Annotated in this window: 22 protein-coding genes; 2 read left to right on the top strand and 20 right to left on the bottom strand. The window is 41.1% G+C overall.

Translation table 11 applies throughout. The features are described 5' to 3' along the window. Positions 1-5 precede the first annotated feature (5 nt). The 16 genes from flaG to degS form a co-directional block, all read right to left on the bottom strand. Positions 6-335, bottom strand: a complete 330-nt coding sequence (gene flaG, locus NYE53_RS17770; protein WP_009968250.1) for a flagellar protein FlaG — start codon at positions 333-335, stop codon at positions 6-8. A gap of 232 nt (positions 336-567) precedes the next feature. Further along, positions 568-1,407 (bottom strand): flagellin Hag, encoded by an 840-nt coding sequence (gene hag, locus NYE53_RS17775; RefSeq protein ID WP_070547858.1) that lies wholly within the window; start codon positions 1,405-1,407, stop codon positions 568-570. Positions 1,408-1,551: 144 nt separating this feature from the next. Further along, positions 1,552-1,776: a carbon storage regulator CsrA gene (gene csrA, locus NYE53_RS17780; RefSeq protein WP_339245996.1), complete on the bottom strand. Its 225-nt coding sequence runs from the start codon at positions 1,774-1,776 to the stop codon at positions 1,552-1,554. Continuing rightward, positions 1,770-2,201, bottom strand: coding sequence for a flagellar assembly protein FliW (fliW, locus tag NYE53_RS17785; protein WP_003228007.1), 432 nt, complete (start codon positions 2,199-2,201; stop codon positions 1,770-1,772). The genes csrA and fliW overlap by 7 nt, the downstream gene beginning before the upstream one ends. Before the next feature lie 20 nt (positions 2,202-2,221). Further along, positions 2,222-2,797 (bottom strand): DUF6470 family protein, encoded by a 576-nt coding sequence (locus NYE53_RS17790; RefSeq protein WP_015384781.1) that lies wholly within the window; start codon positions 2,795-2,797, stop codon positions 2,222-2,224. Positions 2,798-2,843: 46 nt separating this feature from the next. After that, complete coding sequence (gene flgL, locus NYE53_RS17795) at positions 2,844-3,740, bottom strand: flagellar hook-associated protein FlgL (protein WP_015714797.1); 897 nt, start codon at positions 3,738-3,740, stop codon at positions 2,844-2,846. A 10-nt stretch (positions 3,741-3,750) separates the two neighbouring features. Continuing rightward, entirely contained in the window at positions 3,751-5,274 is a 1,524-nt protein-coding gene (gene flgK / locus NYE53_RS17800; RefSeq protein ID WP_003228001.1) for a flagellar hook-associated protein FlgK, read from the bottom strand. An 18-nt stretch (positions 5,275-5,292) separates the two neighbouring features. Continuing rightward, positions 5,293-5,775, bottom strand: coding sequence for a flagellar protein FlgN (gene flgN, locus NYE53_RS17805; protein ID WP_251188233.1), 483 nt, complete (start codon positions 5,773-5,775; stop codon positions 5,293-5,295). A gap of 15 nt (positions 5,776-5,790) precedes the next feature. Then, positions 5,791-6,057 (bottom strand): flagellar biosynthesis anti-sigma factor FlgM, encoded by a 267-nt coding sequence (gene flgM, locus NYE53_RS17810; protein WP_015384783.1) that lies wholly within the window; start codon positions 6,055-6,057, stop codon positions 5,791-5,793. Positions 6,058-6,137: 80 nt separating this feature from the next. Next, positions 6,138-6,557 (bottom strand): TIGR03826 family flagellar region protein, encoded by a 420-nt coding sequence (locus NYE53_RS17815; RefSeq protein ID WP_339245999.1) that lies wholly within the window; start codon positions 6,555-6,557, stop codon positions 6,138-6,140. 72 nt (positions 6,558-6,629) lie between these two features. Next, on the bottom strand, positions 6,630-7,352 hold the full coding sequence (gene comFC / locus NYE53_RS17820; protein WP_339246000.1) for a comF operon protein ComFC: 723 nt from the start codon (positions 7,350-7,352) through the stop codon (positions 6,630-6,632). After that, positions 7,337-7,612, bottom strand: a complete 276-nt coding sequence (gene comFB, locus NYE53_RS17825; protein ID WP_339246003.1) for a late competence protein ComFB — start codon at positions 7,610-7,612, stop codon at positions 7,337-7,339. The genes comFC and comFB overlap by 16 nt, the downstream gene beginning before the upstream one ends. Before the next feature lie 59 nt (positions 7,613-7,671). Continuing rightward, on the bottom strand, positions 7,672-9,063 hold the full coding sequence (gene comFA / locus NYE53_RS17830) for an ATP-dependent helicase ComFA (protein ID WP_339246005.1): 1,392 nt from the start codon (positions 9,061-9,063) through the stop codon (positions 7,672-7,674). A 105-nt stretch (positions 9,064-9,168) separates the two neighbouring features. After that, the gene (locus tag NYE53_RS17835; RefSeq protein WP_003227986.1) at positions 9,169-10,014 is read right to left on the bottom strand and encodes a DegV family protein; all 846 of its coding nucleotides are present in this window, start codon (positions 10,012-10,014) and stop codon (positions 9,169-9,171) included. A 97-nt stretch (positions 10,015-10,111) separates the two neighbouring features. Continuing rightward, the gene (gene degU / locus NYE53_RS17840; protein WP_003219701.1) at positions 10,112-10,801 is read right to left on the bottom strand and encodes a two-component system response regulator DegU; all 690 of its coding nucleotides are present in this window, start codon (positions 10,799-10,801) and stop codon (positions 10,112-10,114) included. A gap of 82 nt (positions 10,802-10,883) precedes the next feature. After that, on the bottom strand, positions 10,884-12,041 hold the full coding sequence (gene degS, locus NYE53_RS17845; protein ID WP_003227983.1) for a two-component sensor histidine kinase DegS: 1,158 nt from the start codon (positions 12,039-12,041) through the stop codon (positions 10,884-10,886). A gap of 216 nt (positions 12,042-12,257) precedes the next feature. On the opposite strand from degS, the gene NYE53_RS17850 reads away from it, so the two are divergent. Both NYE53_RS17850 and tagV read left to right on the top strand, forming a co-directional pair. Next, positions 12,258-12,911 carry a YigZ family protein gene (locus NYE53_RS17850; RefSeq protein WP_003227979.1) on the top strand — a complete coding sequence of 218 codons (654 nt, stop codon included), beginning with the start codon at positions 12,258-12,260 and terminating at the stop codon, positions 12,909-12,911. Next, positions 12,911-14,086, top strand: a complete 1,176-nt coding sequence (gene tagV, locus NYE53_RS17855; protein WP_327828494.1) for a polyisoprenyl-teichoic acid--peptidoglycan teichoic acid transferase TagV — start codon at positions 12,911-12,913, stop codon at positions 14,084-14,086. The genes NYE53_RS17850 and tagV overlap by 1 nt, the downstream gene beginning before the upstream one ends. A gap of 72 nt (positions 14,087-14,158) precedes the next feature. Here the strand turns inward: tagV and NYE53_RS17860 are convergent, their stop codons facing one another. From NYE53_RS17860 to NYE53_RS17875, 4 genes are all read right to left on the bottom strand, one after another. Further along, positions 14,159-15,235, bottom strand: a complete 1,077-nt coding sequence (locus NYE53_RS17860; protein ID WP_003227975.1) for an MraY family glycosyltransferase — start codon at positions 15,233-15,235, stop codon at positions 14,159-14,161. A 144-nt stretch (positions 15,236-15,379) separates the two neighbouring features. Beyond that, positions 15,380-16,573 carry a glycosyltransferase family 1 protein gene (locus tag NYE53_RS17865; protein ID WP_339248570.1) on the bottom strand — a complete coding sequence of 398 codons (1,194 nt, stop codon included), beginning with the start codon at positions 16,571-16,573 and terminating at the stop codon, positions 15,380-15,382. Positions 16,574-16,601: 28 nt separating this feature from the next. Then, positions 16,602-17,360 (bottom strand): glycosyltransferase family 2 protein, encoded by a 759-nt coding sequence (locus NYE53_RS17870; protein WP_339246013.1) that lies wholly within the window; start codon positions 17,358-17,360, stop codon positions 16,602-16,604. A 23-nt stretch (positions 17,361-17,383) separates the two neighbouring features. After that, positions 17,384-18,064 carry a Wzz/FepE/Etk N-terminal domain-containing protein gene (locus NYE53_RS17875; RefSeq protein WP_032726970.1) on the bottom strand — a complete coding sequence of 227 codons (681 nt, stop codon included), beginning with the start codon at positions 18,062-18,064 and terminating at the stop codon, positions 17,384-17,386. Positions 18,065-18,082 lie beyond the last annotated feature (18 nt).

Consider the following 18,082-nt stretch of genomic DNA (forward strand, 5'->3'; position numbering starts at 1 on the left):
CTATTCTACTTTTTTTCATCTACAAATAACCCAAGAAATTCAGTCATAGCCGCATAAAAATCAAGCCACCGTTTTGGTGGAATTTCGCGGATCACTTCATTTGTAGAGTCCTCTATTACCTTTACATAGTATTCATTTAACTTGTCATGAAGCTCGAACTTCAGATGAACTTGCGAAGGTTCCAAAAGCTTGTTCATTTCCCCCACCATTTCAGCAAGATTGGTATATGAAACTTGATGAACAGGAACCTCGTTATCATTATCTTTCTGATTATGTATTTGAGTATCATAACGATCCCAAACAGGTTGTAACGTAGTGAGCCTTTCAATGTTCAATTGATCATCCCCTATGCCCCAATCTATCGTTTATATCGACTAAAAGGAGATAAGATTACACATATTTTTGGAAAAAAATCTTCTGTTTTAGATTTCTTGTTTGGAAATACATTTATAAAAAGTTAGTAGAGAATCCGGTTATTATATCATGAGTTAGTGACAGGATGAGGAATGATTCGGAGATAGAAATATAAATTAAAAGACCCTGGCAACGCCAAGGTCTTTTTTAAAATTAACGTAACAATTGAAGTACGTTTTGCGGCTGTTGGTTTGCTTGAGCAAGCATCGCTTGAGAAGCCTGAGAAAGAATGTTGTTCTTTGTGAACTCGCTCATTTCTTTCGCCATGTCAACGTCACGGATACGAGACTCAGCAGCTGTCAGGTTTTCACCAGAAGCGCTTAAGTTGTTGATTGTGTGCTCTAGACGGTTTTGTACCGCACCAAGTTTAGCACGTTGAGTTGATACTGCGTTAATAGCCTCATCAATACCTTTTAGTTGATTGTCAAAAGAAGTAGTAGCAAAATCTGTTACGTCAAGTTTATCAACTGTAACAGTAGTACCTAGAGCAGCTGCTCCCATGTCAGCGATTTTAACGTTAAGCTGTTGGCCTGCATTTGCACCAATTTGGAATGTAAATCCAGTAGTAGCGGAAGATCCGTCTAATAACTTTTTACCGTTAAATTCAGTGCGATCGGAAATGCCATCAACTTCCTCAATAAGCGCATCCATTTCATCTTTAATTGCACCAAGATCTTCTGCTTGTTGTGTACCTGTGTTTCCTGCTTGAACAGTAAGTTCACGCATACGTTGAAGAATCGCATGAGTTTCAGTCAATGCACCCTCAGCTGTTTGGATAAGAGAGATTCCATCTTGAGAGTTTTTAGAAGCCATTTCAAGACCTCTGATTTGTCCTCTCATTTTTTCAGAGATCGCAAGACCTGCTGCGTCATCTCCCGCACGGTTGATGCGAAGACCTGAAGAAAGTTTCTCCATGTTTTTTTGTGATGCACCGTTGTTTGAAGACAAACGGTTCAGTGTGTTAAGTGCTGCGATATTGTGGTTAATTCTCATTGTTTTGTTCCTCCCTGAATATGTTGTTACGGCACGTCCTTGTGCCCTTATTTTGTAACTGGCGGAGTCTTTTGCGCCTCCTCCCGGCTACATCATTAATATCGGATTGTCTCTGATTTTGTTAATACAAAAATAAAAAAATCCTCACTTTTTTTGTGAGGATAATGCGGAGATCACATCGCTGGATAACGCTGCTGCACGATTATTTTCTTCCTGAATGGTCAAGTAGATTTCTTTCCTGTGAATATCAATATGCTTTGGGGCGTCAATTCCAAGCTTCACTTGATCCCCCTCAACCGCAATCACTTTCACTTCAATATCAGCACCTATTTGAATCACTTCGTTTATTTTTCGCGATAAAACTAGCATGATTCTCCTCCAATCGGATGCTTTGTCGTATATGAGGAGTCGTGTAAAACGACTTGCTTAGCCATCATGTTCTTGCGATTCACAATAATGGGAGCCAATAAATTCGCAGTAGACTTTTCAAACGGCTCTGCCATAGTCAATATCGTCATGACTTCTACGTCTTGAATATTATCGATATCCAAAAGTTCAGCAGTTGATTCATCAAGGTCAAATTCATAATTCTTAAAAAAGATAAACGGACTCACAACGATAAACGCAAGATTTTCTGAAGTGACGGACTGCAGTGCCACGAATGGGGAGTCTTCTGAAAGCGGAAGTATGACGAACTGTTTTTCTTCTAAAAAGCCTGGAATCCCGCTTTCAAAAAGAATGATTTGTTCTTCTTTTATGTTCATTTGGCCATGGTACTTCGTATGAATGATCATTTTTCACGATCCTTTTCTTTTTACTTTTCGGGTGATTCTTTCGGGTATTCTACATCTATATTTAAATCAGGGTATTGAAGCATGTCAACCTTAACATTTCCTGGCGTATATTCAACAATTGGCTTATGCGGCTCAGCCTGAATAACAGGCTTTCGCGGCGTAATCTGAACATCAAGCTGTGACGGAGTATATTGTATTTTCACCCTAGATAGAGAAGGAGCATAATTTTCGCCTAATTGAATTTGGTGCATTTCAGAGTTCCTCCTTGCTTGTGAAGCGATTGGGTTCCCCTTATTTTCAATCCTCATAAGCTCGTCGCCTTCTTCTGCAGTGCGTGCTATTCCCTCCATTACATCCTCATGCCCTTGTTGGGCGGCTTCTTCAATTCTCTTGAAAACATGCTTTCTGTCTAGTTCTTCCCATGCTTGTGTCTGGTCAATCGTGAGTTTTCCAGGTGTCACCGATATTTCCATTTCCGCACTCGGCTGTTCGATCTCTAGATCAGCTTGAGGCTGCTCCATTTTTAAGCTGGCAGGCGTCGTTGTTAAACCAATTTTTCCTTGAACACTATGCATAATCAATCTGGGAATCTGCATCACTCTACCTCCTGAACTATAAAAAAAGCGAACTCCTAAGAGCCGCTTACTTTAAAAAGTCAATCAATGTAGGCTGAACAATTTGCGCATTAACAGCCAGAGTAGCCCTGTGAACGCTTTGCTGCGCAATAAATTCAGTTATTACTTCTTCCAGTTCTACATCTTCATTATCTGATAACACTTTTGTAGCTGTTTCTTCTTGAGCTGACAGTCTTGTATTAACCAGTTCAAGACGATTATACCTCGCTCCAAGATCAGATCGTTCAGCACTCATGCCGTCAGAAAAATGATCAATATCATCTAAAACACTGTCCATGCCATCTAGCGAACCAGAATTTAGTGCTTTCTCAAAAGAATCAAGCATTTCAAATACATTCTGCCCGCTTTCAGAAGTGCCTCCAAAAGCTGACTTTGGATCTGAATTCACTTTCAATGACATATTATTTGATATATTGACTACGACATCAGCTGTATCAGAAATTGTATAAGTTCCGTCTCCGTTATCTGTAACCGGAGGCTTATCTGAATTTGTGCCATTAAAGATATATCTGCCGTTCACTTGTGTATTCGCAATATTTAAAAGCTGTTCCTTTAACTGCTTTACCTCTACGCCAATCGCTTGCCGCTCCGACTCGCCGTTTGTATCATTTTGAGCTTCGACCGCTAATTCTCTGACCTTTGACAAGATGTCAATTCCTTCTGTAATGTTTGTTTCTGTGTTTTCGAGCCAGGTAAAGGCTTGAGAAGCATTGCTTTTGTACTGCTGCACTTGAGACAGTTGCGTATTATACTTTAAGCTTTTCATTGCTACTACAGGATCGTCGGAAGCTTTTGAGATTTTTTTCCCTGAAGAAATCTGCGACTGGAGTTTATCCAGCTTCGAGTAGCTCGAACCGATATATCTCAGTGAGTTTTGCTGTATCATTCCTTGTGTTACTCTCATGCGACTCTACCTACCTTCCTCCAACACCCATGCCGTTGATCACTTTATCAAGCAATTCGTCTTGTAAAGTCACCATTCTTGCAGCTGCATTGTATGCGTGTTGGAATTGAATCATATTCGTCATTTCTTCGTCTAAAGAAACTGCGCTCATTTGCTGACGGTTTATGTCAGCATCATTTAGCTGTGTTTCTGTATTAGACGCCAGTCGATTAGCCTCTTGAGCTTCGATCCCTAGCTCGCCAATCAGACCCGCATAATAATCTAAAACACTAGTTTCTTTACCGTTAATGGTTATTTTACCGGTTAAAACATTTGCTAATTTTGTAGCATTTGCGTTATCGTTGGCTGCACCAGTCAGTGAGAAAGCAATGTTTGCGCCTTTTGAATCTATTATGCTGTCAGCTACTTTGATCTTGCCCGCTGCGCCCTTGGCAGGTTCAGTTTCACCGCCGGTAAAATCAAAAAAGTCTCCGCCTTGTTCACCGCTCTTGGTCACACCATTTCTGTGCACTTCATTGAAAGCTTTCGCGAATTCAAGCGCCATATTGTCAAGATCAGAAAGCATTTCCGGGTATACGCCCTTTTCTTGGCCGTCTGCTGTTATATACCCGTAAGACTCTATAAATCCTAAAAGGGATCCCTTACTGCTAAAGGACTCCGCCTGCACAGCTGTATCCCCGATTGAAATACTTGATACTAACCCAGTTTCATTATCATAGTTGGCTGCAAGTTCTGAAACCTCGTAATTTTTACCGTCCAAAACAGTTCCTAACGACTGTTTATTTTTATCAAGGATTTCAATTGATACAGTTCCTTCAGCAGATGCAAGTGCATTCCCGCCTGATTTGTTGTAGCTGACTTTGATATCAACCATTGAGGATAATTTATCGATCAGCAAATCTCGCTGGTCATATAAACCATTCGGAAGAAGCCCGACCGGCTCTACTTGTGCAATTTGCTTATTTAAACTGTTTAATTGAGAAAGCAGAGAATTGACATCCAACACAGTTGTATTTAGCTCTGCTTTTAAATTCGATTGGACATTTGTAAGTGATTCAGAAATATAATTAAACGTTTCAGCTACAGCTTGTCCTTTTCGAGCAACAACAGAACGTGCACTTTCTTCATTTGTATTATTCGATAATTCCTGCAGAGAATTCCAAAACGAATTGAGCACACTGTTCAAGCCGCTGTCATCTGTTTCATTTAAAACGCCTTCCATTTGGGACAGCGCTTTGGCCTTCGTGTCATAGTATCCGGCACTGTTGTTTTGAAGACGGTATTGGTAGTCAAGAAAGATATCTCTTATTCTCTCAACTGATTTTCCTTGAACACCTGTACCCATTTGTCCCGCTGTTTTTTCTGCGTTTTTAGATACAGCAGGGAAATAGTCAGTTGCCTCCAGTGAGACCCGCTGTCTTGTATAACCATCAGTATTGGCATTTGCCACGTTATTTGCAGTAGTGCTTAAAGCTGCCTGCTGAGCGCTTAACGCCCGCCTTGCAGTTTCAAGCCCCATAAAGGTAGATGTCATTTTCTGAATTCCTTTCTGCTAAGCTTTTGAATCAAACAGTTTCATTTTGCTGCTTTTCGGCAGCTCAGCTTTAATTGATTTGCTGTAATTGAAGTTATTTTCCTTAGGAACCAGCATATCGTACGAAATAGAGATGAATTGCAGGGCGTCTCTTGTCAGCTGCCTATTCATCTCATTTACTTTTTTCAGACGTCCGAGAACTTGAGAAAGAGATTCGTATAGTTGTTCCAGCTCTTCCTTTTCACTGCCTGAGGTTTTGGCGATACATTCGGAAATAGTATTATTTTCGCTATATCCGAGAAAGGCCGAAGTTGTTTTGATCCGGTCATCTTCTGTCTGCGTGATCGCTTGAATATATTTTTGCTCTTTTGTCAAAATGTTAGAAAGCTCTTTTGTTTTGCCGGCTTTGAGCGCTTCCGTCTTTTCTTCAGACAGCGTGAGCAGGTGCTCATGCAGAACGCAAAGTCGCTTCAATTGTTCAATAATTGCCTTCGCTGACATGGGCTTTCTCCTTTTTTATTGCTTTTTATAAAAATTAATCATATTTTTCGCGATATGATTTGCGTCTACTTTGTATGACCCGTTTTCAATTTGCGCTTTAAGCTGCGCAATTTTTTCCTGTCGTGAACCAGCGACTGCGTCGGATGCATGTTGCATTTCTTTAGCCTGTGATGAAATTTCAATTTTATCTTGAGGCTGTGCAGCAGTTTTTTGCACCGCTTGCTTATCATAATTTTTTTGATATGGATTAACGGATTGTGTTCCAAATTGATTGATTTTCATAGGATTCCTCTCGCTTTCCGTTGCAGTCTTTAAACAATCTTAACCCTTTTATCGACTGCGTTTTCAGTTAGTTTAGGGAATCAGCTGTTTTTGGTATTATAGGCATAGTATGTGTCTTTTTTACTATTTTCTTTCTCGATTTTCAAAGCATCCTCGTGGATCAAATGATCCATTTGATCCTTAATATCGGACTGGCAAGCCTTACAGAACTTGCCTTCTCTAATCGATGTCCCGCACCTTTCACAAGGGTATGCCAAATTAGGAAGATGAGTGATCTGAATTCGCTTCTGCCTGATGAATTTCAATATCAGCTCTTCTTCCACACCTGTTTCCTCAGTTATCCGGCTCAAAGTTGATTGCCGGTTTTCCTGTTTTCTTAAAAATTTATAGACGGTCTCAAATGATTTTTCTTCTTCCTTAATACACGCCTGACATACGGTTTGCAGCTTTGTTTTTAAAAATAAAGCATTGCATTTCGGACAATTAGCCAGTTCTCCCATCTTTTTTCTCCTTATTAGATAATATGCCTGTGTCAATTTCTAGTGATTATATCGGCATAAAAACAGAATCATTTAGCTTCTGATCAAGGTAAAAGATGACACTGAAGCGGCTTTTCCTTTTTCTAATAAGCAGCGGGCTGCGAAGTGCAAGGTGGCGCCTGTTGTATAAAGATCGTCTATTAAAATGATATTCATACCTTCTGCTGAATTATTTTTTGTATCAAAAATGCGCTCTGACAGCAGGCGTTCTGTTTTCTTTTTCTTTGACTGTTTCTCATTATTCAGGCGAATGAGGGGATGGTGGGAAGGCCGGTCTAAACATTCTGCCAAGAGCTGTGCCTGGTTAAATCCGCGCTCTTCTTCCCGTTCCTTGCTCAGCGGAATAGGTACAAGAACAAAATGCTTATCGGGGTAAACCTTAGAAAAGGTTGAAGAAAAATCACTTTTAAATGCATTTATGATTTCTGCATCTCCTCTAAATTTAAAACGGGAGAGCGTTTCTTTCATCATATCATTATATGTGTAAACTGAACGGTTTTGACGCAATAGCAAACTGTCTCTGATCCTTGTTCTCCACACCTCGCAATCCCTGCATACGGCATGAACAGATTGAGGTCTGCCGCACAGGGGGCAGATATGTCCTGTGATTTTCTTTAATTTGCTTCTGCAAGAATAACAAACCTTTTCATCAGGCTTTAATAAAAAAAGGGCTCTCCATGTAACATCTTGAGAAAATTGCGAATCACATAATAAACAGATCAGTTTATGAATGCCTCCTCCTACTTCGTTTGACATAAATCGCTTGGACTCTCTGAAACTACAGCAGCAGATTCAGCCAAAATGACAAGCATTGCTGTGTTTTTTTGTTTATCTACCAGCTCAGCTTTCGTATATGCGATCTTTTTAAGATCAGTAACGTAGGATGGACTCACTTTGTTTAAAGAAAGTGCCAATACATCGTTTTGGCATACTTGGCAAGTACAGGCCATATGAAGCTGGTCCATATATCGGTCGAGCAGTTCTTTCATTACGATTTCTTTTGAATTGACAAGCATTTTTACAGCTCCTCATCATCGGTTATATGAGTATACTGTACCACGTTTTCAAATAATGGCTAGTCTGTACATTCAACTTTTGCTGCCAATTCATTCATTTCTTTTATATGCTTTCTTGCATCGAGCATACTCTTTGTTTTGCCGAAGTGAAAGAAAATGACATCGCCGTCCGCATATTCTTTATGCCGACCGGTTCTTCCTGCAATTTGAACAAGTGCGCTTTCCGTAAAGATAGACGATTCCGCTCCTAGTACACCCGTTTGCACCTTGGGGACTGTGACGCCTCTTTCCAGTATTGTTGTTGTGATTAATAGATCGAGCTGACCATCTCTGAATTGCTGCACTTTCTCCTTTCTATGCTTGTCTTCCGCGTGCACAGATGCGGTTCGGCAATGAACACCTTTAAAGCACGCAGCAGCCTTTTCCAGAATAGAAACGGAAGGAACGAATAAAAAAACAGGCCTCCCTTCTTTTACATGAAACTCTATCCATCTTTTCACCGCTGGCGGAATTTTATTTCGGTTTAATTTCTTCTTCCAGTTTCCACACCATACAAAGCGCGGTTCGGGTAAAGGTTTCCGGTGGTGTCTTGCGGGGATGCGAACTGAATGTAACTGTCCGTTCAGTGCTTTTCTTTTTAATTCTTTAGAAGGTGTTGCACTTAAATAAACGAGGGTGCTGTTTTTCTTTCTTGCTTTTTGAACAGCGAATTGAAGGGTTTGATCAGCAGAATATGGAAAAGCGTCAACTTCATCAATGATCATAACATCGATTGCATCTTTATATCGCAAAAGCTGATGCGTAGTGGAAATCATTAGCGGAGATAGCCGCCCTTTGTCATCGCTTCCTCCGTAAAGCGCTGAAATGTCAGCACCCTGAAAGGCAGCCTTGAGCCTTGGAGCAAGCTCTAATACAACATCGGTGCGAGGTGTTGCAATACATACACGCAGTCCTTGATTTAACGCTGATTCTATACAAGGGAACAGCATTTCTGTTTTGCCAGCGCCGCAAACCGCCCAGATGAGGAGCTCTTCTTTTTTTGATATTGCTTCAATTAAAACATTGGCGGCTTTTTGCTGTCCGCTTGAAAGCTTGCCGTCCCATGTCAGTTTAATTGACTGCCAGTTTGGTTCATTTTCCTCTTCCCATGAATATAAAGGAACCTCCTCACTCACTCTGCCCATCATGACACAGGAACGGCAATACAGCTTATTCTTTCCAGATGAGTGATAAAAAGAATAATACCGCTGATCAGTTTGGCCGCACCTATTACATCTATATCCCCGTTTATTTATGGATATAGAATTTTCAGCAGTGATATAGCCATTCTTGATATGCCATTCAATCATCTCATCGGAAAATGGTAGCTCAGTCCTGAGCAAATGACGGCTTCGAAGCGTCTGCTGCAATTCTTTTGAAAAGGAAATGTTTTTTTCAACTGGCACATTCACATAGCACGCCTCCTTTCGAGACAGTATGCCTGAATGAATATTTTCTGTCCAACTATTAAAATAAGAATATAAAAAAATCTCCGCTTTAAAAACGGAGATTTTACATTATTTAAAACACCAGCAAATTCCTAGCGCACCTTCACCCAAATGAGTGCCGATTACCGCGCCGAAATAGCTGTTATAAAATTCAACATGAGGATATTTTGCAGAAAGTTCTTCAATGATTTTCGCTGCTTCTTCCTCTCGATTAGCGTGGATAACAGCAGCTCGCATAGGCAACCCTTTACTCGCATCTTCGTCTAAAAGCTCATAAATTCGCGAAATGGCTTTTTTACGTGTGCGAATCTTCTCAAAAGGCACAATTACCTTATTGTCAAAATGAAGGATAGGCTTTACCTTTAGAAGACTACCAATGAAGGCTTGGGCGCTGCTTAATCGCCCGCCGCGCTGAAGATGAGCTAAGTCATCTACCATAAAATAAGCTCGAACTGTTTTTTTCATTTCTTCCAGTTCTTTTATAATATCTTCCGGCGATGATGCTCCGTTTTTGATTAATTCAGCAGCTTTAAGGGCATAAAAGCCTTGAGCCAAGCAGCTGATCTCTGAGTCAAATGGATACACATCAATATTGTCGACCATCGAATCAGCCGCTGCGGCACTGCTGAATGTTCCGCTGATCCCGCTGGAAAGATGGATACTGATAACCGCATCATAGGACTTGCCAAGCTCTTCATACAACGCAACCAGCTCGCCGATTGGCGGCTGAGAAGTCGTCGGGAGCTCATTATGTTTTTTCACTTCTTCGTAAAAGCTTTTCCAGTCCAACTCAATTTCTTCACGGTAAGTCTCCTCCCCAAAAACAACCTGGAGAGGGATCATATGTATCTGATGTTGTTCACGCATTTCTTTCGGAATATATGCCGTGCTGTCTGTTACGACTGCAATATTCATAGCTTCGATACCTGCCTTATTGCTTTATAACTCTATTGTAAGGGAAACGGCAGCCTAAAAAAAGACCTGCCTAGAAAAAGGCAAGTCTCCTATTATACTATCTCATTTCTACCCAGCCATTTTTAATGGCGACCACAACGGCTTGCGTCCGGTCGTTTACATTCATTTTTTGTAAAATATTGCTGACATGGTTTTTAACGGTTTTCTCACTGATAAACAATGATTCACCAATTCCGCGGTTGCTTTTTCCGTCTGCAAGCATCTGCAGCACTTCACATTCCCGCCTAGTTAAAATATGTAATGGTCTGCGGATTTCAGGGTAAACCTCATGTTGAGGGTGTGCCGAAACTCCGCTTGTTGCAAGGCGGCGGAATTCGTTAACGAGGTTGTGAGTAACCTTCGGATGAAGGTAAGATCCGCCCTCAGCCACTACTTTAACCGCTTCAATTAATGTATCAGCATCCATCTCTTTCAGCAGATAACCTCTTGCACCTGTTTTCAGGGCATGTGTTACATAATTTTCGTCATCGTGAATTGATAGAATAATTACTTTAGATTCAGGATACAGCTCTACAAGCTGTTTTGTAGCTTCCACACCATTTACGTTTGGCATATTGATATCCATGATCACAACATCAGGATGATAGTGCTCAACAATACGAGCCGCTTCGTCTCCGTCATCACCTTCGGCTACCACTTCAAAGGTAGGTTCAAAATCCAATATCCGTTTAACACCTTCACGAAATAACTGATGGTCGTCGATAATAACAATGTTTACTTTAGTCACAAGCCACGCCTCCTTGTATTATTGTTCTATATACTCTAGCATTCGGTCAATATGCCTTTTGGCTCTATTTTACAAATCATAGTCAAAGAGATAACGGAACCTTAATCATAATAAATGTCCCAAGACCTATTTTCGAATCTATTGTCATCGTTCCTTCCAATAAATCTACTCTTTCTTTCATGCCCAGCAAGCCGAATGATTTGTTTTTCTTCTCTTTCGCTTCCTTCAGGTCGAACCCTTTACCGTTATCTTTTATCATTAAAATCACAAAATCCTTTGTGATCTCAACTTTGACTGTAATTTCTTCAGATTCAGAATGCTTTAGCGCATTAGACACAGCTTCCTGTGCGAGCCTGAAGAGCGCAACCTCAAACTGAGGCGCTAGCCTCTGATCCTCTGTTTCTCCAATGCACTGAAAATGTATTTTGACCTTCCCGTTATATTCCTCGGTTGTATATAGATATTTTCTTAAAGTTGGAATCAGGCCTAGGTCATCAAGGGCCATCGGTCTTAAATCATATATAATCCTTCTCACTTCGTAAAGGGCATTCCGAACATTTTGGCGTAGATTTTTAATTTCTTGGAATCCGTCCTCTGCGCCCCGGTCACGGAAAATCCGCTCGATTAATTCCGATCTCATCATAACATTCGCCAGCATTTGAGCGGGTCCGTCATGGATTTCTCTTGAGACTCTTTTTCGCTCTTCTTCCTGCGCCTCAATAATCCTTAAGCCGAAATCCTGTTTTGCCTGAGCATCAGCAAGAAGCAGTCCAACTTCGCGCAAATCCTGATTCAAGTAGTTGAGCACAACTGTAATTTGGCTTACTAATGATTCTGAACGCTCAATGATTTCCTGAAGCCCTAGCAATCTGCGCTCCAAATCGTCCCGCCGTTCGCGCAATTGCTTCTCACGCTGCTGGATCATCGTCAATTCTACCTGCAGCTTATGGGCTTTTTCATAAGCATTGCGGATTTCCTCTTCACTGAATCTATGAAAATTACGGCTGACCTCGGATAAACGGTTTCTCGCATGGCGGGTTTGCACTTCAAGTTTATCGCCAAGCTCGATCACTTCATACACCTGCTGTTTAATTTGTTTCAGTTCTTCGACCAGCTGTTCATACTGCTGGCGTGACTGCTCCCCGATTTGAAAAACTTCGTCCTTGCTCCCGTCAACGGTTTTCAGCATCTTCATCAAAATAGAATCCAGCACTTTGGAATCCATCTTTGTTTTATTCATAATTTCCCTCCGTCACGGCGTTGTCATATATTTTTATTATAAATGTAATTGATCTGCAAATTATGTCGAATTATAATGAAAGAATGCGTATATTCTAGAAAAAAACATTTTTATATACTATCTACTCTTTATGATACCAAAATACGCACAAAAATTCTAAAGACTGTACGAATTTGTATAGGCAGTCTTTTATGCTTAGCAGGAGGGTCAGCTAGCATGCTGCACAGCTATTTTACTGTGAAAGAAGCAGGAGAACACGAGATTGTTATAGAAAAATCGCGTTTTATCTGTCATTTAAGCCGTGTTTCTACCGAACAAGAGGCACAGGAATTTATACAGAAAATAAAGAAACAGCACTGGAATGCGACTCATAATTGCTCGGCTTATGTTATTGGCGAGAATGATCATATCCAAAAAGCCAATGATGACGGGGAACCAAGCGGTACAGCGGGAGTGCCGATGCTCGAGGTTTTAAAAAAACGCAGGCTGAAGGATACTTGCGCCGTCGTTACACGCTACTTCGGAGGCATTAAGCTTGGTGCTGGCGGATTAATTCGCGCTTATGGGAAATCAGTGTCTGAAGGATTAAATCATATAGGTGTTGTAGAACGGAAGCTTATGCGAATCATGCATACTTCTGCAGATTACACATGGCTTGGCAAGATTGAAAATGAATTAAGGGAGTCACAATTTCTGTTAAAGGAAATCCATTATTCAGAAAATGTTGAATTCGAAACATACGTCGAAGAAAAAGAAACAAACGCTTTTTCTGAATGGATGACAGAACTGACAAATGGAAAGAGTGATATTAAAGAGGGAGAGTTGACGTATCTTGAAAAAGCCGTCAATCACATAAAGGAGACTGAATAATGGCTGAACGCGTTAGAGTGCGTGTGCGAAAAAAGAAAAAGAGCAAACGCAGGAAAATTTTAAAAAGAATTATGTTATTGTTCGCCCTTGCACTATTGGTAGTTGTAGGGCTTGGCGGGTATAAACTTTATAAAACCATTAACGCTGCGGATGAATCGTACGATGCCCTATCCCGCGGGAATAAATCAAATCTTCGCAACGAAGTTGTAGACATGAAGAAAAAACCGTTTTCTATTTTATTTATGGGAATAGAGGATTACGCGACTAAAGGACAAAAAGGGAGATCAGACTCTCTTATTGTTGTTACCCTGGATCCCAAAAATAAAACCATGAAAATGCTGAGCATTCCGCGTGACACACGTGTGCAATTAGCTGGTGACACAACGGGAAGCAAGACGAAGATCAATGCCGCTTACAGCAAAGGCGGTAAAGATGAGACAGTTGAAACTGTTGAAAACTTCTTGCAAATCCCGATTGATAAATATGTCACAGTTGATTTTGACGGATTTAAAGATGTGATTAATGAAGTCGGCGGTATTGATGTTGACGTGCCTTTCGATTTCGATGAAAAAAGTGATGTAGACGAAAGCAAACGGATTTACTTCAAAAAAGGCGAGATGCATTTGAACGGCGAAGAAGCCTTAGCATATGCCCGGATGAGAAAACAGGATAAACGCGGAGACTTTGGCCGTAATGACAGACAAAAACAAATCTTAAACGCGCTGATTGACCGAATGTCAAGTGCAAGCAACATTGCTAAAATTGATAAAATCGCAGAAAAAGCCAGCGAAAACGTTGAAACCAATATTCGCATTACTGAAGGTTTAGCGCTTCAGCAGATTTACAGCGGCTTTACCAGCAAAAAAATCGACACATTGAGCATTACAGGTTCTGATTTGTATTTAGGGCCTAACAACACATATTACTTTGAACCTGATGCTACAAATCTCGAGAAAGTCAGAAAAACGCTTCAAGAGCATTTAGATTATACTCCTGATACAAGCACTGGCACTTCCGGTACCGGAAATGCAACAGACGGGACTGACAGCTCAAGCAGTTCTGGCAGCACTGGCACAACAACTGACGGGACGACGAGCGAAAGCAGCTATTCGAATGACAGCAGCACAAGCTCAAACAACAGTACAACGAATTCAACAACTGATTCATCCTATTAAAAAATGCCCGGTCCTTTTAGAGGATCGGGCATTTTTGCGCAGAAAAAAACTCCGGCACATAAGCCGGAATTTTTAATTCCTTTTCACCAGCCGTTTATAAAACTTTGTAAACGGCTTAAATTTTTCATTCACGAGTCCTGTCACTTCTGCTATGATTTGCATAAAAATAATTAAAATGAAGATAATAAACAAAGAAAGCCAAATTGTGGCACTTTTAAGTACTATCGCACTGATACTGAAAATAAATCCAATTAAATAAATAACTAAGACCGACATCCGATGTGAAAGGCCAAAGGCCATCAGTCTATGGTGAATATGCGACTTATCAGGCGCTGAAATCGGCTGTTTGTTTAATATTCTCCTGATGATAGCAAAAGTTGTATCAAAAATCGGTACGCCTAATATAATAATCGGGATAACGATACTGAACAATGTGACACTTTTATACAGGCCTAATAATGAAAGAATCGAAATACTATACCCTAAAAAAAGTGATCCCGTATCTCCCATAAAGATTTTTGCCGGGTGGAAGTTGTAAAACAAAAACCCTAGCGTGCTGGCAATAACGACTAATGAGAGTGACAGAATGAGCACTTTTCCGCCGGATAGCGCCATGACAGCGATCGTTGACAGGCCGATAACAGAAAGACCGGCAGCAAGGCCATCCAATCCATCAATCAGGTTAATTGCGTTCGTGATGCCGACAATCCATAATACCGTCAGCGGATAAGCCATCCATCCTAACTCAAACCGTTCTGTTAAAAAAGGTACTGAGAAAAAGTCCATTTTTAAGCCAGTGCTTACAATCATAATGGCTACACCTAATTGAATCAAAAACTTAACTTTTGCACTTAATTGATATTTATCGTCAAGAATACCTAACACAATAATGATGAATGCTCCGACTGTAATTGCCGTCATCCTTGTTTCTGTGTAAATACCGGATGCAAGCACGCCTGCAACCACCCCGATAAATATGGCCAGCCCGCCCATGCGGGGCATGATTTTGTCATGTACTTTTCGATTGCTGGGCTGGTCAACTGCACCTATTTTAATCGCAATCCTTTTTACGATTGGGGTTATGATTAAAACTGTCAGCAGCGAGACAATAAACGCAACAACAATGCGAATCATGCGTTCGTCAAGCATAAAGAAGTCTCCTTTGGAATTAAATGAAGTCTTTATTTATATAGAGAACCGTTCCTTCCATTATACCTTCTCCTTAGTTATTATAACAAGCTTCATCAAAAAGAAACACGTATAATCAAAAAACGCGCATCCCAATTTATAGGACTACGCATGTTTTTGAATCCCTGTATATTTCATAATTTGTCTAAATAAGCAATTCCAATCTTGTGTGCGAGCGATGTTTCGGCGCATTTCTTTATAGGTTTCGTCTCCGTTTTTTTCGAGAACTTTTTCACAAGCTGCTATAAAATCAATTGGATGATCACCTTCTACATATTCGTATACATACGGCTTTTGCATTTTTGAGGTTGACGGAAGATTAGAGCCGATGACAGGTTTTCCTGCCGCTAAAAATTCAAATAGTTTCAGCGGAAACACAGCTTGATTATACGATGATTTTTTATAAGGCATGATGCCAATGTCGATAAGCTCCATAAAATGCGGAACTTCTTTCGGATCTGCCGGGCCGGTCCATATGACATTTGGAAGCCTCAGCAGCTCTTGAAACGAAACATCACCATTGGTGGCATCCGGGCCAACCCATAAAAATGTCCAATCAGGCTTTTGCAGGGCGGCTTCTTCAATCATTTTAAAATCGAGCTTCGGTTTAATCCCGCCAATAAAGCCTAACACCGTTCCTTCTCTCCCCTGCAGTATACTGCGATCGGGAGCTTGTTTATGTGCAGAAAACAGCTCATACTCCACACCGTTTTCCACAGTATGAACCTTTTCTCGTCCTGCAGTCAGTTTTTTGTCTACTTCCTTGTGAAGATAATCTGATGAACAGGTTATTGAATCTGCTCGTTGTATAATTCTCAGCTCTGCCGATTTAATGACTTTTCGCCGGAATTCAGACAGCAGATTTGATCGGCCGCTAATCGGCGCCGCCCATAAGTCACTGCAGTCATAAATGACCTGATCCCAAGGATACAGCGAAGACAGTAGCGGGAATCCAGGAAACGTGTACCATAAACAGCAGCGTTCACCATTTGCAGAAGCAGGTGTAAGCTCATCGAGTAATGGGGAGAGCTTATGTCTGTAAAAGACATCTGTATATCGTCCGAAGCGAAACATTTTTTTCTGCAGCAGGTCTTTGACAGCGAATTGCCTGATGCCAGAATGGACTTCCTGAAACTCTTTCCCTTGGGCACGCGGAGCCGGACATACCCAAATAACTTCCTTCGTTTCCTCCTGAGCAGCTAAAAATTCTGCCAGCCGGTGCCTTCTGTATCTCAATTGGTCTTTTCCCCATTCAGCAGTGGCAACGATAACATGAATGATTGCTTCTTTTGTTTCCACCTTCATCACCTTTTCTCTCTGTTTGCGGCTATAATCTTTTTTTTACCGCGTTTTTTGCATATTGAACAAAACACCATGTTGCTTTCATAAAATGAAGCCGTTCGATCTCCCTGTAGACAAACCACGTTTTTTTCGCAGCCTTCCATTTGTTGCTGGAAATTGAGTTATTGACAAGCCGATATTCAGCCAGGCATTCATTCATTCCATAGGCAGTAAATCCTTTTTTTAAAAGAGACAGCCATGTGGCTAAGTCCTGTCTCGTTCTGATATTCGGCATTTGGATCTGTCCCGTTTGCTCCCTGTCAATCATCACCGTCAAGCAGCCGATAATTGTATTTTTCAGGGCGTCATCGTACGTCAGGCTTTCCGGCGCATGAATAAATTTATCGAGTGGGGTCCCGTCCTGCGCCATTAAGCTGTAGCCCGTGAAAGAAAACGCACAGGAGCGCTCCATCATAAACTCAAGCTGCTTTTCCAGTTTGTCTTTTTTCCATTTGTCATCACTGTCCAAAAATGCTACGTAGCGCCCTTGAGCGCGTTCCAACGCTTTGTTGCGAGCAACCGCAGCTCCGGAGTTCTCTTCCAGATACACCACATGAATTCTTTCGTCTATTTTTTCATACTGCTGTAAAATGTCGCGGGTCCCATCCGTTGAGCAATCATCCACGATAATCATTTCCCAATGAGGATGGCTCTGATCTAATACCGAATGAACCGTGTCTTCAATATAGTCACGCGCATTATAGGTAGGTGTAATGACAGATACGAGAGGTTTCCAATTGGTCATGATCACATCTCCATCGTATGATTTTAAAAGGATTCTCTGAAAAATTCAGGAATGACAACGAACATAAAGGCAATCGTAAGGCCAATCATAACGCCGAGAACTGCTTTCTTTTTCGGAGACATTCCGCCGCCTGCTGTCTCACTTACGGTTTCGGAATCAGTAACACTTGCCGCTTTCAGGTTAAGCTGTGTGTTTTTGAGCTCATATAAAAATCTCTCTTTATCCACTTTGGAATCCTCGCTCACCGACTCGCCTTCAAGCGCGTCTATGCTGCTGCGGATGACGGCTTCTCTTTCTGCATACAGCTTTTGATCATTTTTGAGGAAGGTGGAGGATATGGCGTTTAAGACAGATTCCGTTCTATCTTTATCCTCGTCGCTATAGCTTAAAGTCAGTAACGATTTGGATTCCGTTTTGATGGTAAGCTTCTCTTTGATCTCTGCTACATCTTCATCCTTTTCATCAGGAAGCGCCTCCTTCAAAAAAGAGTCGCTCTTAAGCAGAAGCGGAATCTCTTCTGTGCTGTTATAAACCGGATGATCATAGCTCCCCACAACCAAAGTATCTTCTGCTGTATAGCTCTTTTGATCAGCGATCTGTGACGGCAGGATATACCCCGCCGCACCTAATATAATTGGCACCGCTATGATCCAAATGATATTTTTTTTTATGCGACGGGCTATTCTTATCAATATATCGTTCATATAAGTCTCCCTGCTTTT

It is taken from the genome of Bacillus sp. FSL R5-0523, from assembly GCF_037975295.1.
Taxonomy (GTDB): domain Bacteria; phylum Bacillota; class Bacilli; order Bacillales; family Bacillaceae; genus Bacillus; species Bacillus subtilis.